The 15,767-nt window shown below is 53.2% G+C and carries 10 protein-coding genes; 8 read left to right on the top strand and 2 right to left on the bottom strand.

Annotated features, from left to right (window positions below):
* From HMPREF9412_RS13825 to HMPREF9412_RS32550, 7 genes are all read left to right on the top strand, one after another.
* Positions 1-323 (top strand): sensor histidine kinase (locus tag HMPREF9412_RS13825; protein WP_009592206.1); only part of this gene is annotated, 323 nt, incomplete at its 5' end.
* Positions 324-364: 41 nt separating this feature from the next.
* Positions 365-1,975 (top strand): response regulator transcription factor, encoded by a 1,611-nt coding sequence (locus HMPREF9412_RS13820; protein WP_009592150.1) that lies wholly within the window; start codon positions 365-367, stop codon positions 1,973-1,975.
* A gap of 934 nt (positions 1,976-2,909) precedes the next feature.
* Positions 2,910-3,878 (top strand): ABC transporter permease, encoded by a 969-nt coding sequence (locus tag HMPREF9412_RS13810; RefSeq protein ID WP_050802821.1) that lies wholly within the window; start codon positions 2,910-2,912, stop codon positions 3,876-3,878.
* A 16-nt stretch (positions 3,879-3,894) separates the two neighbouring features.
* A complete protein-coding gene (locus HMPREF9412_RS13805) occupies positions 3,895-4,812 on the top strand; it encodes a carbohydrate ABC transporter permease (protein ID WP_009592167.1) in 918 nt (305 codons plus the stop codon).
* A 288-nt stretch (positions 4,813-5,100) separates the two neighbouring features.
* The gene (locus HMPREF9412_RS13800) at positions 5,101-6,633 is read left to right on the top strand and encodes an extracellular solute-binding protein (protein ID WP_009592170.1); all 1,533 of its coding nucleotides are present in this window, start codon (positions 5,101-5,103) and stop codon (positions 6,631-6,633) included.
* A 124-nt stretch (positions 6,634-6,757) separates the two neighbouring features.
* A complete protein-coding gene (locus HMPREF9412_RS13795; RefSeq protein ID WP_036672201.1) occupies positions 6,758-11,407 on the top strand; it encodes an S-layer homology domain-containing protein in 4,650 nt (1,549 codons plus the stop codon).
* A gap of 907 nt (positions 11,408-12,314) precedes the next feature.
* The gene (locus HMPREF9412_RS32550; protein ID WP_139083963.1) at positions 12,315-12,422 is read left to right on the top strand and encodes a YjcZ family sporulation protein; all 108 of its coding nucleotides are present in this window, start codon (positions 12,315-12,317) and stop codon (positions 12,420-12,422) included.
* A 23-nt stretch (positions 12,423-12,445) separates the two neighbouring features.
* On the opposite strand, the gene HMPREF9412_RS13785 is transcribed toward HMPREF9412_RS32550, so the two are convergent.
* The gene (locus HMPREF9412_RS13785) at positions 12,446-13,207 is read right to left on the bottom strand and encodes an aminoglycoside adenylyltransferase domain-containing protein (RefSeq protein WP_009592171.1); all 762 of its coding nucleotides are present in this window, start codon (positions 13,205-13,207) and stop codon (positions 12,446-12,448) included.
* Between the two features lie 184 nt (positions 13,208-13,391).
* Here HMPREF9412_RS13785 and HMPREF9412_RS13780 point away from each other — a divergent pair, with 184 nt between their 5' ends.
* Positions 13,392-14,099: a 4'-phosphopantetheinyl transferase family protein gene (locus HMPREF9412_RS13780; RefSeq protein WP_009592176.1), complete on the top strand. Its 708-nt coding sequence runs from the start codon at positions 13,392-13,394 to the stop codon at positions 14,097-14,099.
* 78 nt (positions 14,100-14,177) lie between these two features.
* Here the strand turns inward: HMPREF9412_RS13780 and HMPREF9412_RS13775 are convergent, their stop codons facing one another.
* Entirely contained in the window at positions 14,178-15,752 is a 1,575-nt protein-coding gene (locus HMPREF9412_RS13775) for an FAD-dependent oxidoreductase (protein ID WP_009592161.1), read from the bottom strand.
* Positions 15,753-15,767 lie beyond the last annotated feature (15 nt).

Raw genomic sequence — 15,767 nt, 5'->3', positions numbered from 1 at the left:
CCGGAGGGAGCCTGGTCATCTCCAGCCGGATTGAAAAAGGGAACATGGTGATTATCAGCGTACAGGATAACGGGCCCGGGATCAGCGAAGAGCGGCTGCGCTACATCCAGCATGAGCTGGAGATGATGGGCTCGCGCAGCGTACCCGCGTCTTCCCAGGATGAAGAGCATGTGAAGGATCTGTTCGGTCTTCGGAACGTGCTTGGCCGAATGAAGCTGTATTATGGCAGAGAAGCGGATCTGACGGTACACAGCGTGGCAGGGGAAGGCACCACCGTCACGATTTCCATCCCGCTGGAGCGCTGCAAGGAATTTAACCTGTAATAGACACTTATATAGAGATGCTCGAAAGGGGAACAAACCGAATGAATCTCATGATCGTGGAAGATGAACCCCGGCTGCGCAACGCACTGGCTTACAATATCCCGTGGGACAAGCATGGGATTGAAGTCGTGGGCATGGCGTCCAACGGCATCGAAGCCCTTGAGCTGGTAGGCCGAAAAAAACCCGATATTATGCTGATCGATGTACAGATGCCTGAAATGGACGGGCTGACGCTCCTCGGCGAGCTGCGAAGCCGGCAGGACATCAGCCGATTGACAAAAATGATCATCCTGAGCGGACATGACAACTTCGAATTTGCGCAGCTGGCGCTGGAATATGGGGTGTCCAAATATTTATTGAAGCCCGCCGGCGAGGAAGACATTCTCGAAGCGGTGCTTGAAGCGAGGCAGCAGCTGCGGGAGGACTTGGAGCAGTGGCAGCGTAAAGCGGCCTTGGAGCAGAAATGGAAGGACAATCTGCCGCATTTGCAAAATCTCTTTTTTATCCAATGGGTCAGCGGCAAATATACAAAACAGGACGTCCTTAACAAGGGCAGGGAATTATATGTTTCATTGAAGGAAAATGACCGTTTCGCCGTCGCCGTGGTGGATCTGGACCCCCTGCCGGAGAGCGAGACCCGCTTTCAGCGGGGGGATGTCGAGCTGCTGCAGTTTACGATGCAGTGCCTGGCCAAGGAGCTGCTGTCCCATCCATCGCTCTGGATCACGTCGGATTCAGGCAATATGCTCCTGATGGTCTTGATCCTGGAGGAAAGCCAGGATGCCAAAGAAGCCATGCTGCGGCTGAATGCGGACGTATCCAAGCTCCTCTCCCAAACGAGGGAGGTGCTGAAGATAACGGCCAGCGCCGGCATCTGTGCATCCATCGGGACGATCGAGGAGATGAGCCTCTTGTATGCGCAGGCTTGCCGGGCGCTTCAGGAGCGCGTCGTGTATGGACACGACCTCGCGATTCCTTACCGGGAGCAGCTCCAGCGGGATATTCAGGGCGTGATCGTGCAGCAGAACCTGGAGAAGACGCTGGAGATCGCACTGGAAACGGCGGATGAAACGAAGGCGCTGGAGGCGCTGAAGGGATTATGGGAGGAAGCCTTCTCGAGGTCGGAATCCTCGGACGAATTCCAGGAGGCGGTGCTTTACATGAACAGCTTCTTTACCCGCATGATCCAGAAGCAGGGCTGGACGGTAAAAAGAGTCGTCGGCGACGATATCGAATATTTCCACAACGTCAAGCTGCTGAGCACCAAAATGCAAACCTGGTCGCTCCTGGAGCGAACGGTAAAGCATATCATCACGTTTATGGGCGAACAGCGGAAAACGACAAGCAATCAGGTGGTAAAGGACATTCTGAACTTGCTCGAGGAGGAGATGGACCAGGAAATTACACTGCACACGGTAGCGGACCGGCTTTACGTGAATTCTTCCTACCTCAGCCGGCTGTTCAAGCAGGAAATGGGGGTCGTCTTCTCCGCTTACGTGCTGGAACGCAAAATGGAGCGGGCCAAGTCGCTGCTGCAGGACGGACTCAAGGTGTACGACGCCGCCCGGCTGGTCGGATACCGCGATGTCAGTTACTTCACCAAGGTGTTTCGGAAGTATTGGGGCGTGAATCCGGGGGAGTTCAAGGGATAAGAATATGGGAGAGGCCGTACGGCACTGCTGCCCACATCTGAAAGCCCGCTGCGCGGCCGTATCGTTCCTCCAATCGCTGTTGTCGCCAAATTTCCTGGAATAATGATGACAGCGGAAGAAATTCGGCTCCAGTCAATGCTTTCGATGCGAGTTTTCCGTTGGAAAACTTTCGGGCGACCGCTTCGCTTTTCTGGAATCGATTCATCCGCTCCGCTGGTCCGCGTGGGTCCCCCACCCTCCCCCTATTAGGATGGGGGAGGGGGCAAAACGCAGCGCAGCAGTGCGTGCGCAGTTACATAAACCAAGCAAACGAGCCGTTCGGGGCCAATATCCCGAGCGGCTCGTTTGCGTTTACCCCCAGCCCCAACCATCGGCAGGGCGGAAGTAATCACCCGCGCAGAATGGTTGGGGCTAGGGAGGCCACGCTCGGCGCAGAGCAGAGGTGGCCTCGCTTGGCGACGAAGCACGGCATTGCCGTATTTCGAATGCCAACACCACGATTGAATCAGCTTCAACGGAGCAGGCGGAATTGTTCTGGAGAAGCGGCAGCGGTCCCCTTTATCACCGGATTTCCACATTGTCTATCCATTCGGATGAAATCCGGGGGTAACAGGGATCGGAAGAACAATCCGCATGCGGAGTGATGAACAACCCTCTTTTTTTGATGTTGGTTCAAAAGCTCCTAGGGTTTTGAAAGCAAATGCTTTGAATTCCAGTTACGAATTTCGATGGCAACGGTTCGCCGATCATCACAAGTTAACATCCCATGAAACACCCACCGCAGCCCCATGGCATAATTACTGACGTCCGTGCCCCAACACAACATCATATTACCATAAATAGTAATGATCCTCGCCTACTCAGTCCCGGCGCAGGGAATTACAATTTGTAGTAACCAAGGAGATTGAATCAATAGAAAGGGGGAGACGAGTCGATGAAACCCACGTTAGAACCATCGCCCGCACCGCATAGAGAGATGAAGCCAAAACGAGGGTATTGGGGGCGTTTAGGGTCCGATATATGGAAAGAGTGGGATCTTTATCTGCTGCTCGTGCCGGGCATTTTGTTCATTTTACTGTTCAAGTACACGCCGATGTACGGGATCACGATCGCATTTAAGGATTTCAACATCTTCACCGGATTTGCCGACAGCCCGTGGGTAGGATGGAAGCATTTCGAGAAGCTGTTCACGTCGCCGGATTTTGCTCAGGTATTCAAAAATACGGTCATCATCAGCTTCCTGAAAATCGTGATCTTGTTTCCGCTCCCTATCATTATCGCACTGATGCTCAATGAGCTGAGGCATATGGTATTTAAACGCACGGTGCAAACCGTCATCTATCTTCCGCATTTCTTGTCCTGGGTCATCGTTGGCGGATTGTTTATCGACTTGCTCTCGACGAATGGAGGAATCGTCAACAAATTGCTGGTGTCTCTCGGCATGGAGCAGATTGCGTTCTTCCTGGATAACAGCGTGTTCCGGAGCGTGCTGATCACGTCGGCGGGCTGGAAGGAAACGGGCTGGAGCACCATCGTATATTTGGCAGCGTTTACAATGATCGATCCGATGCTGTATGAAGCGGCGAAGATTGACGGTGCCGGACGCTGGAAGCAGCTGTGGCACATCACGCTGCCGGGGATTGCTCCAATCATTGTCCTGATGTTTATCCTGCGGCTAGGGAATGTGCTGGAAGCGGGAACCGAGCAGATTCTGGTCATGTACAACCCGGTGGTGTACCAGGTGTCGGATGTCATTGGTACCTATGTTTACCGGCAAGGCTTAGGGAACCAGGACTATAGCTTCTCGACCGCGGTCGGCTTGTTCGAAGCGGTGATATCGTTCACGTTGGTCATTCTCGGCAATGCCATGAGCAGAAAATACTTACAGCGCGGGATCTGGTAAAGAAAGGGTGGCACAAATGGATCACAAAAAAGCTTTGGAAGGAACAAACACCACCCGAGGTGTCATCAAAACGTCGTTCTCGGAAAAATGCTTCTCGGTATTTAATTATACGTTCTTCATCGTGATGGGTTTAACGACCCTGCTGCCTTTCATGAACCTGATCGCGAAATCCCTGAGCAGCGAGGGAGCCGTCATATCGGGTCAGGTTGGGCTGCTCCCGGTCGGGGTTCAATTCGAAACGTACAAGTACGTGCTGCAGGATTCCATGTTCTTGAATTCGCTCAAGGTGTCCATCTTTCTGACGATCGTCGGAACGGCTTGCAGCTTGTTTTTGACCACGCTGACGGCTTATCCGTTGTCCAAATACCGGCTGCGCGGACGGAAAGGCCTTCTGTTGATCTTCGTATTCACGATGCTCTTCAGCGGCGGACTGATTCCGACTTACCTGCTCATGCAGAATTTGAATCTGGTGAACTCCTTCCCGGTGTTGTTCCTGCCGGCGATGGTGAACGTGTACAACATGCTGATCATCAAAAACTATTTCGAAGGTCTTCCGGATGAGCTGGAGGAATCCGCCAAGCTGGACGGCGCGGGGAACATCCGCATTTTGGTTTCGGTCATCGTGCCGCTCTCGCTCCCCGTCATGGCAACGATCGGATTGTTCTTCGCGGTTGCTTTCTGGAACGACTATTTTGCAGCGATGATCTACATTACCGATCCGGCGATCAAACCGATGCAGCTGTACCTGAAGGAACTGCTGGTTTCGTCCAGCGGGGATTTCCTGAAGGACAATGTCGACGCCGCGATCAACGCAACGCCGCAGTCCATACAAGCTTCCTCGATCCTGCTGGCAACGATCCCGATTTTGCTGGTGTATCCGTTCCTGCAAAAGTATTTTGTCAAAGGCGTGCTGGTGGGTTCGGTTAAAGGTTAAGGTCATCAGGTTTTCTGAAGATATCAGTAAGTATAAACTTTGGAGGATCTGCAGCCTGGTATCGCAAGAAAAACTACCGCTTCACGCGGTCTGTCTTCTTTGAGAGTACGTTGATAGACGTTTTTCTTAACATTATAGAAGTTATAATTTCCGGGGTCCCCGCAGAGTACCTGAATGGACTTCGGAGCAAGGCCCCACTTTGTGGGGTTATCTTAAAGGTGGTGATGCGCTTCGTATTGCTCAGCTGGCAGAATTCATTGAATTTCTCAATCACAAGGAGGGTTATCCATGATCAAGATTAAAAAATCCGCGGTACTGGCCGGGATTCTCGGATTCACGCTGGCGCTGTCCGGATGCGGCGGCGGGGGAGGCGGCACGACGAACACGCCGGCGGCTCAGCCATCGGACACACCGGCAAGCACCCCGAAAGACGAGGGAAACAAAGACACAACGGCTGAAAAACCGGGTCTGCGCATGATCATGCAATATGGATTGTTTGATCCGAAGACCGAATACGTGGCCAAGTACATCCAGGAAAGAACCGGATTCAACGTGGAATACGAGCTGCTGCCGGCCGAGAACGCGGACGAGAAGCTGAACCTGCTCGTGTCCAGCAAAGATAACTATGATCTGGTGAAATTGAATGCGGCCCAGTTCTACAATCTGGCCTCTGCGGGAGCGCTCGAGCCGATCGATGAGCTGTTGGAATCCCACGGCAACTATATTAAACAGTCCATTAAACAAGAATCCTTCGGCAGTGCAACAATCGACGGCAAGATCTACGGCATTCCTGAAACCGGCGCGGGCGTAAGCATCGGGGAAGAGCTTGTGGTCAGACAGGATTGGATGGATGAATTGGGGCTGGCTACGCCTACGACCGCCGATGAGCTGTACAACGTGCTCAAAACGATTAAAGAGAAGAAAAAAGTCATTCCGCTCACCATGAGCAAGGACTCCCTGTATGGTGATATCGCAACGACATTCGGCATTTTGACCGATTGGAAAGAGGTTGACGGCAAGCTGGTGCATCGTGCCGAGCAGCCGGAAATGAAAGAATACATCACCTTTATGAACAAACTGTACAAAGAGGGTCTGCTGGACACCGAAACGCCGATCAATACCGCACAAAAGTCCATCGAGAAATTCTCGGGCGGCAATGCGGCGATGTATAAGCTGGCATGGTGGAACGCAGGCACGACGATTGCCGCATTGGAGAAAAACTTCCCGGAAGCCAAAACGTCCATCATTCCTTATCTGAAAGGCAAGGACGGCAAAGCCGTGGTCGGAGCGAAAGCGAATACCACTTGGTATGTAGCCATCCTGAAATCCTCGAAGAACAAGGAAGCCGCCATGGAATTCCTGAACGCGAAGATGGAGCCGGAGACCTTCAAAGGCATCGCGCTGGGTAAAGAAGGGGTCCACTATGAAGTGAAAGACGAAAAATACTATCCGATTCTGCCGATTTTCAATGATGAATTGAGTAATGCAAGCAGCTTCCTGACAGGGGTAGACGAAGAGAAATACCCGATCTACTGGCAGGCACGCGTACGTAAAGATCCGATTCTGCAAGCGCATTTCGAAGCCTTCCAGAAGAATGCCGAAGGCATCATCGTTGTGGATCCGATGTCAACGGCACCGCCGATTGAAGCCGTATCCAAAAACCTGCTGAAGTTGACGACCATGCTCGATGACAATGTGCTGCAATTCATTTCCGGAGCGAAGCCGATTGATGCTTACGATCAATTCTTGGCTCAATGGAGAGCCGAAGGTGGAGCTGATATGGTGGCCGCAGCAAATGAATGGTTTCAATCCACGAAGTAAATGACCTAAACGAAAAAGCAGTCTGCGCAAGCAGCTGCTTTTTCAAAATTCGTAAAGGGGGTGACTGTTGAATTTATATTCACGTGATCGTTCATTCTGAATAAAAGAAGGGTGGTATTCCTTGATGTATCGTTTATTTCGCAGGCGGATCGCGCTGCTCCTCAGTTTGTCGCTGATCGTATCGCTCATCGTGCCGATTGGTTCTTCCGCGTTCGCGGATAACGAAATTCCCCCGGCTCAAAGCGCGGTTCCCGAGCCGGTTACGCTGGTCTCCCAAGGCGGAAACAGTCTGGAATTCACGGATATCAACGTGGCAGGCGACGCGCTGAAGAGCCAAAATGACTACTTGGCGCTGTACACGAGCGGTGCTTCGGTTACGGGCTCCGTGTACACCGATGAGGTATGGGTTCCCACGCTACATGTCGCGGTCTCGGTGGATGCCGGCGGTCAAGTGCTGGACATTCTCGGACCGGACGCCGATCCTCCGGCTGCCTGGGATCCGGGCACGCTGCTGCCGATTCCGGCCGGCGGTTATGTTGTCGTGGCAGGCGGGACGCTTCCGTGGGAGCAATCCGCTTATCAAAAGCCTCTCTTTAATCAAAACCAAACAGGAGATTCGGTGAAGCTGATGCGCGCGGGCGTCGAAGTGAAAGCAGCCGATTTCCTGCCGGATCAGCCGGGGCCTGGGCCGGATCCGCTGCCGCCGGAGCTGCATCTGCTTACGCCAAACGATGCGACTGTGGATATCCCGGTCATGGAGATTGCGGGTTTTGTGGCGAACTATGCCGCGGACCTGGATTTAAGCGTGACCGTCAATGGCGATGAAACGGCGCTTACGGCGGATGGGGTGTTCCGCACGAATGTGTATTTGGAGCCGGGCCCGAACGCGGCTGAGGTAAAGCTGTTTAAGGGAGACGGCGAATTGGCCGTTCAAACGCTGAACATCGTGTACGAACCGATCGAGAACCAGGATTATATTGAAGTCGAGGCGGCACCGAAGGATATTACGATCGACATCGAAGGTCCGCGCAAGAAGCTGGATTACGTCGATAAGGATGTCACGGGCGTGCCGAACATCGTGGCGGTATTTACGAGGGATTACGGCAGCTCCATCACGATTCCCCAGACTAATGTGGCCGTGCAGGTGGATGCCAACAACCGCGTATTGCTGGTGGTCAATCCTTCGATCAACGGCAAGCCCCCGGTTTGGACCGGACCGACCGATCTTGAAATTCCCGAAGGCGGTTATGTGCTGATGGCACAGGACAACAGCTATGCAGGCAACAACATCAAGCGGTATTTGGCCGAGAACTTTAAGGTCGGCGACATGATCAAGCTGCGCAAGAACGGGGAAGTGGTTCAGGTACGCGACATCATGAGCGGCAACGGCCTCATTGCACGGCTCACGCTGGATAACCAGACGATGTACACCGTAACGGAAGGCAGCACCGCCATCACGGGGCGCATCGACAACATAGACGATGTTGCGGCGATCAAGCTGCTGGTGAACGGGAACGAGATTCCGTTTGAAGCGGATGGCACCTTCACTCATAATTATACGTTAACGAACGGCACCAACTATATCGAAGTGAAAGTGATGAAGAATGACATCGAGCAGGATGTGCGTCATTTGGCCGTGTTTGCCAGACCTGGTTTTTCTCCGGAAAAAGAAGTCATTCTCTGGGTGGACCAGGCATCCAATGCGAGAAAGTTCAAAACCAGCGAGGATGTTTTGGCATTTCTGCAAAAAGCCAAGGAAACGGGCGTGACGTCGGTCGCGTTTGACGTGAAGGGCGTTGAAGGCTATGTTTCGTACAAAAAGAACGATTTGACGGGCAGACCTTACGTCAGCGAGATCAAGGCACCCGAAAAGGCGGGGGCAAGTCCGGATCTGGACCTGCTGCAGGAGTTCATTGACCATGGCCATGCCCTGGGATTAGAGATCCATGCGGCGATCAACGTGTTTGCCGAAGGATCGATCGCCCATAACGAGTATGCGGTACTGAACGACCACCTCGACTGGGAAGAACGCGTGTATTTCCCTGAAAACAACGGCGAGATCAAGCGTCTGCGCGAAAGCAAAAAGCAGGGCCTGGTAGCTTTCGTCAACCCGTCCAATGACGAGGTCCGCGATTACCAGCTTAGAACGTTCGAGGAAATCATCAAGAATTACGACGTGGACGGGGTTGTACATGACCGCAGCCGGTATGACAACGAAGGGGCCGATTTCAGCGACGAAACCCGCGTGAAGTTCGAGCAGTTTTTGCAGGCCCGGGGCAAGCAGCTTGTCAATTGGCCAAACGATATCTTCTCCTATGAAAACAATGTAAGGGTATACGGCCCGCTGATTCAGGACTGGTGGGAATTCCGCTCGGGCACGATTCAGAGCTTCTTCGGCGAAGTGAAGGCGCTGGTGGATTCCTATGAAGTCTCAGAAGGCAGAAAGATCGAGGTATCCTCTTATGTAGGATCCTGGTATGAGACGTATTATCTAAACGGCGTCAACTGGGGCAGCAAGAACTTCCGGTTCAATCCCGCACTCGGCATGCCGGACGAGTCGGTGTATACGGAGGAATATTACCAAACCGGATACATCGAGTATTTGGATTTTCTGATGATCGGGGCTTATCAAACGACCAGTCAGGAAATCCAGAAATACATTACGCTTGGGAATATCGTAACGAACGGGGAAATTCCGCTTTATGCAGGCATTGCCATGAACAACGTGCAGGCGCCGGCCGTCCAGCGCGAAGTATTCCAGGCGGGGCTGAAGTCCACGAACGGCCTGATGCTGTTTGATGCATCCCAGGTCAACTGGCCGATCGCGGCTGCCGCTCTCCAAGATAAGGAGTGGGTGAAGGACTACCAGCTCGGCATGAGCTTGCCGGGAAGCCCGGATTCGTTCCTTGAAGGCAATTTCTATAACATCAACCGGATCGAGGGCAACGTTAACGTGATGACGGAAGCCTTCGGATACTCTACGGGCACGAACCGCTTCGGGGTTGAAGTGGTGGTGGATAACACGGGTCACGTGACGCGCGTAGTCAACCGGAACCAAGCGATCAACTGGAGCTGGGGAGCCCCGGAAGAGAATAACAGCGTCATACCTGCGGGAGGTTTTGTCATAACCGCTCTGGATCCGTCAGGCACAAGAACGCTCCGCCAGCTCGTGGCCAATGCTTACAATACGGGCGAGCAGGTTCGTTCGGCCGTATTAAGCGGGCTGATGGACGATGAAGGCAAGGAAACGCGCGCCAGCCAGCTTGCGTTGACAGGGCTGGTCGAAGTTCTCGGACCCGGCCAAGCGGCCGTGAAGGTGAACGGTGCCGATGCGACCCTGTCGGCCAAAGGTGAATTTACAGCGAACGTGCCGCTGCAAACGGGCGCCAATTCGATCACCGTGGACGTATTCGTTGACAACTTCAAAACAAACAGCAAGACGTTTGAGGTCATCAGGACTTCTACGGGAGACGGCGGATCCGATCCGGGAACTCCGGGCGGAGGATCCGGTTCACCGGGTGGAGGAACGCCGCCGCCACCTCCAAAACCGACCGAACCCGAGCGCTTGAACATCAAGAAAGAGACGGCACCGGACGGCAGGACGGTCATCATAGCGGATGCAAACGAGAAGTCTTTGCTCGATGATGTGGCACGGCTTAGCAAGCTGCCGGCGGCTTCACGCTTGCTTACGTATAAGGTAACTGACGCTTCGGATTCCGTCGTTCTTCACTTGCCGGTTCAAGGGCTGAGCGCTGCCGTGAAAGACCTGCCGGGGGGCTCCATCGTGATGGAATCCTCCCAAGGCCGATTGGAAATTCCGCTCCAGTCGCTGACGGAAGCCATGCAGCAGCGAGGGACGGCGGAAAGCTTGCAGATCCGCGTAGGGTTTGCTTCGAAAGAAGAAGAAGACCGGATGAAGGCAGCACTGGAGGATGGAGCCTCCATGCTGGATGCACCGCTTGCCATAACCTTGGCGTGGAAGCAAGGTGACAAGTTGTCGACACTTTCGGCACTGAAAGGACCTTACGCTAAGTTTACGAAGGTTCTATCCCGTGTCGCCAGTCCATCCCAAACGACGGTGCTGCGGATGGATCCGGCATCCGGCAAGCTGGTCTTCGTACCGGCGCTCATTCGCACATCGAACGGTACCTCCCAAGCGGAGTTCAAATGGAGGGAGAGCGGGGTTTATTCCGTTGTCTCCCACGCGAAGACATTTGAGGATTTAAGCAGTCATTGGGCCCGCGAGGACGTATCGCTGCTGGCCTCGAAAAAATTGATTGAAGGACTGAGCGATACGCGTTTTGGTCCGAACGAGCCGATCACGAGAGCGCAGTTCACGGCGATGCTCGTCCGTGCGCTCGGGTTGAAGGATCAGGGAGCCGACACGGGCTTCCAGGACGTGAAGGCAAACGATTGGTTTGCGTCCGCTGTCGCTACGGCTGTGGAGAATGGGCTGATCGAAGGCTTCAGCAATGGCACATTCCGTCCGGACGAGGAGATTACCCGTGAGCAGATGAGTGTCTTGCTGCTTCGGGCGCTGATGCTTGCCGGCAAGGATCTTGAGACAGGAGACTCCGGCTCCATATTGGAAGGGTTCAAGGATCGTGACCGCATCGGATCCTGGTCCGAAGAGGCCGTGTCGGCCATCGTCCATTCAGGTCTGATGGAGGGGCGTTCTTCTGACAAGTTCGTTCCAAAGGCACATTCCACCCGTGCTGAAGGAGCGGTCGTATTAACCAGAATGCTGCAAATGGCAGAATTCATTAATCGTTAAAGCCAAAGACCCGTTCGATCCTATCGAACGGGTCTTTGTTATGTACCAGGGAGTCGCCCATAAAGTAACGACCTATTAAATACGGATAGATTATTATCGATCCGTATCGTTAGTGATTATTTTTTATTCTTAAGTAAACCCATCTAACAATCAACAGTATCAGTAAGGAGGTTGTTACATACCAAGGAGTTGCGTTACCGACGAATCTCCCGAGCAAGAAAACCCCGATAAATAGAAGGATGAAAATAACAACGGTCAGAAACTTAACCAATATGATCGTTAATTTATCCATAAGAAACTCTCCAAATTATAAGTCGTTCAGTATAAGTGAGTTAGAAGAACCAATTCAATCTAATTCCAACAGCCATAAATAATATGATCCAACCCCACAGAATCAATAAACGAAAAGGACGCGGGATAATTAAATACTCCGAATACAGTTTGAGTATAAGCTTCAACCGTTTCCCCCCTGTTTGAGCGTAGACTATAATAGACTTTCTAAATCTAAGTGGGGTATTAGTGCATCGCTGCGGCTATTGACCCAGCCATCAGTTGAATAGCTTCATCATCAGTCGCGGGATATATAACACGGTATCAGATATGAGGGTAACGATGCTTGCCCAGTTTTCTATACGGGATCTTCCAAACCTGAATTTTTTCATATTAAGCACCTCGCTTCAGAATGAGATCAGCATCTTAAAGTAAATAATACGCAGGAATCTGTACAAGGTTCCAATAAATAGGAGGTAAGCGGATGTACGGAATCCTGTTTCGTGCGTTCAGAAGGCATGGCATGCCATGGATATTGGACTAATGCACATTCTGATCATCATTGCCGAAATGCCCTGTCTAAGGGCATCCGTTTACATAAACTGTACCATACCATCACACAAGGAGGTTTATATCGATGAGCTACGACAAATGCTGCTACGGCGGCGGATACGGATCTTCGGTAGGCATTGTTCTGGTATTGTTTATCCTGTTGGTGATTGTATTAAGCACCTTTTGGATTTAAGTCATGGTGAGCATCCTCGTCAATCATAATGCCTTTCGGATTCGCTCCAGCATGTCGCCGGCAAACGCGACGAGTCCATCCGGCGCGGATTCCGTGGGTTTCCCGGCTCCGCCGCTATATTGATGCAAGGCATGCTCGATCATCGGGTGATACTGCGAGGGAAGTGCGCGAAGCCCCCATTCGCCTCCTTCTTTTTTGGAGGACACCACGCCTTCCCTCAGATAGTACAGCACCCGGCAAAGGTTCAGCGTGTAATACACAGGAGAGGCGGTAATATCCTGTACCGCACTCTCTACATCCTCGAGGACGGCTTGGACGTAATAGGAACGGTCCACGGGCGGGAAGACCTCGCGAACGGGTTTGCCGTACAGTGCAATGCCCCGATGATAGATCACGGTATAATGGGCGGCCAGGTCCGCGTCTTGGAATCCGCCGCATAGGTAATCGTCATCGGCCAGATACCTCTCGCGATGGAAGGCGGAGTAGTGGAATTCGAATGGTGGCGGATAAACGAGCTCCCGGAGACTGGACTCCAGGACCAGGCTCAGTTCCAATCCCTGCTGATTGGCCATTCCATCGTGGAGGGCTATGAGTTTGTTGGCAAGCCGCCTCAATTGTTCCCGGGACGGCTGCCTTGCTGCCACGACCAGCAGATCCACGTCGCTTGCTTCCGGGTTGAAACAGCCCATAGCCAAGGAACCATGCAAGTAAACGCCGACCAAATGGCTGCCAAGCTCCTCCGTAAACAAGTCCACCGCTTGATCCAAAACTGATTGCGTGTCCAATCGTACCCCCACCTTCATTTAAACGATATTTTTATCCATTATGGTAGGGTGGTCTTTCCGTTGTCAATGATCATTCCTTCCCCCGTATATGAGGAAAAGGCAGCAGGATGGCGGAAAGAAGCAGGGGAACGGAACGTACATATCGAAGTGAACACGGGACTATGTTTAGAGAAAGGGCGGAGTTATGGGCACTTTTAATGAGAATCAGCCTAGCGCTGTGGAGGTCTACGCGATCCGGAATTCGGATCATATCCGCGACGAAACGTTTCGGGCCTTATTCCAGACGCTGTCCCCTGACCGACAGGAGTATGTGTCCAAGTTCAGAAGGGCGAGCGATTACCAGCGTTCGGTGCTTGGCGATGCCTTGGTCCATCGCATGCTTCGGGATAAGCTGGGACGGGAACGGATGAATATGGAAATCATCAGAAACGCTTACGGCAAACCATTCTTGAAGGATCATGATAACCTGCATTTTAACGTCTCCCATTCCGGGCAGTGGGTCGTGTGCGCCGTCGGCTATGAGCCGCTCGGGATCGACGTCGAGAAAATGGAGAACATCGATATGGATATCGCCAAACGCTATTTCCATAAAACCGAGTTTAACGCGCTGCTCAACTGCCCTCCATCCGAACGGCTTTTCCGCTTCTTTGATTTATGGACGCTAAAAGAAAGCTACATCAAGGCCGTTGGCAAAGGCCTGCATTTGCCGTTGGATTCTTTTGTAATGGAGCGGCAAGGCGGTGAATGGGAGTGGGCACCCGTGGTTGGAGAGAACGGAGGAACCTACTATTTTAAGCAGTATGCGCTGGAAGAAGGGTACAAGCTGTCGGTGTGCAGCATGGACCGCCATTTCCCCGAGCAGATTCAATACGTAACGGCTGATGAGTTATGAACGGGAAGGAAATACCAAAACCAGCTCAGGACGTTGTCCTTGAGCTGGTTTTTGCAGCGGTTCTATAGCGGCGGCGAATCAGACGGGCCGGAGTGCCGGCCATGCCAGCTCGATGCCTTCGCTTACGAGCTTTTGCTGGAAGCTGGCGAGTCTATCTTCGTCGTTCCGAACATCCGTCGGCAGAATGTCATGATCCAGGCAGTGGCTGATGCAGTATCCGGCGGCCTCGCCGATGTTCCATTCTACGGGATGCAGCCGGTAGCAGCCGTTCGTAATGTGGGTGACCCCGATGTTCTTGCTGGCAGCCAGCACATTCTTCATCCGCTTCGGTATTAAGCTGCCCAGCGGAATTTGGAATGGCAGGGAAGAGATATCAATGTAAGGACGCTCACCCGTGCTCGGGTGCAAATCGATCCGGTAACAGCCGATGCCGACGGAATCGTGGAACGTTTCGGCAACGCCGTCAGGGCGCGATTCGGTTGCCACATGCTGCTCCAGGACCGTGAACTCGGCCTGAATTCTTCTGGACTCACGGATGTAAGGGTACATGGCCATTCCGTCTTCCGTTCCAACCACATCGGGACGCAGACGCAGTCCGGGATAACCCTGTCCGCCATCCGGCCGGGGCACCTCGGTTTGAAGCCAGTACAGCAGGGACAAGCTGAGCTGTTTGGCTTGATCAATATGATGGTCGGCCTCTTCCTTCGGCACATCGATAATGGAACCCAGCCAGTAGTCGTTCTGCGGCCAGTTCACAAGCGACACCGAACTGTCGAACGTACCTTCGGCAAAATGCTTCGGGTCCAGGATTTGACGGTATTGATAAAGCGGGAACTTGCCGTTTCCCGGGAAAATCTCATACTCGACCGGCTCATTCGTCGACGGCTTGACGGCGCTCAGTCTTAACAGCTTATCCGGCCAGAAATCGGGTTTATACTCCCGCCAAAAATCATAAAGCGCGGGCTTCTCAATCGTATGGTCTTCACCCTCCAGATAGTCGACGGCAAAACAATACGTAAAGCCCTGCATGTCCTGCGGCAGCGGATCGCCGTCGACGGCATGCGGCTCCCCTGTCTGGGATTTGGACTCCGCACCGGTGACATATTCGATGCCTGCCAGCGGAAGCAGATCCCCTAGCTCGGTGGCATCCACGAAGAACGGGGCGCGGAGGACGATTTGATCCTCGGTTTCAAGATGACGCACGGTTACGCTGTCCACGCGATCCCCTGAAACGTCGGCAGACTCCGCCGCATATTGATACAGGATCGTCAGCCGCCCGCTGTGAATGTACGGGGCCAGCATTTGGTGCAGCACGGCGAGAGCCGTGCGGGGCTCATGGCATAGCCGGCTGACGATGCCGCTGCCGGGATTCAGCTGCACGTTGGATCTGGCCTTTGGCGTCATGGGAAAATTATCGCGATAGTACTGGCGGACGCCTTCGCGGAACTGCCGGTAGCTGCGCGTGCAGCCAAAGGATTCAATCCACGGATGCTCGTCGGGCGGAACCGCCTGGCTGGTCAGCTGTCCCCCGATCCAAGTCGTTTCCTCGGTCATGATGACGGATTTTCCTGATTTGGCGGCGGCAAGCGCAGCGGCTGTTCCTCCTGTCCCGCCGCCGAGAATGACGATATCGGCCTGCATTTCTCGTATCATGGCACAGATTCTCCT

The organism is Paenibacillus sp. HGF5 (assembly GCF_000204455.1).
Lineage (GTDB): Bacteria > Bacillota > Bacilli > Paenibacillales > Paenibacillaceae > Paenibacillus_AQ > Paenibacillus_AQ lautus_A.
Note: the sequence above shows the minus strand (reverse complement) of the source record. Positions and strands in the feature narration are given on the sequence as shown.

Bases quoted from the DNA above. Each gene is read 5' to 3' on its own strand.
- HMPREF9412_RS13795 (WP_036672201.1), top strand. From the start codon at position 6,758: ATGTATCGTTTATTTCGCAGGCGGATCGCGCTGCTCCTCAGTTTGTCG.
- HMPREF9412_RS13820 (WP_009592150.1), top strand. From the start codon at position 365: ATGAATCTCATGATCGTGGAAGATGAACCCCGGCTGCGCAACGCACTG.
- HMPREF9412_RS13775 (WP_009592161.1), bottom strand. From the start codon at position 15,752: ATGATACGAGAAATGCAGGCCGATATCGTCATTCTCGGCGGCGGGACA.
- HMPREF9412_RS32550 (WP_139083963.1), top strand. From the start codon at position 12,315: ATGAGCTACGACAAATGCTGCTACGGCGGCGGATACGGATCTTCGGTA.
- HMPREF9412_RS13810 (WP_050802821.1), top strand. From the start codon at position 2,910: ATGAAACCCACGTTAGAACCATCGCCCGCACCGCATAGAGAGATGAAG.
- HMPREF9412_RS13800 (WP_009592170.1), top strand. From the start codon at position 5,101: ATGATCAAGATTAAAAAATCCGCGGTACTGGCCGGGATTCTCGGATTC.
- HMPREF9412_RS13780 (WP_009592176.1), top strand. From the start codon at position 13,392: ATGGGCACTTTTAATGAGAATCAGCCTAGCGCTGTGGAGGTCTACGCG.
- HMPREF9412_RS13805 (WP_009592167.1), top strand. From the start codon at position 3,895: ATGGATCACAAAAAAGCTTTGGAAGGAACAAACACCACCCGAGGTGTC.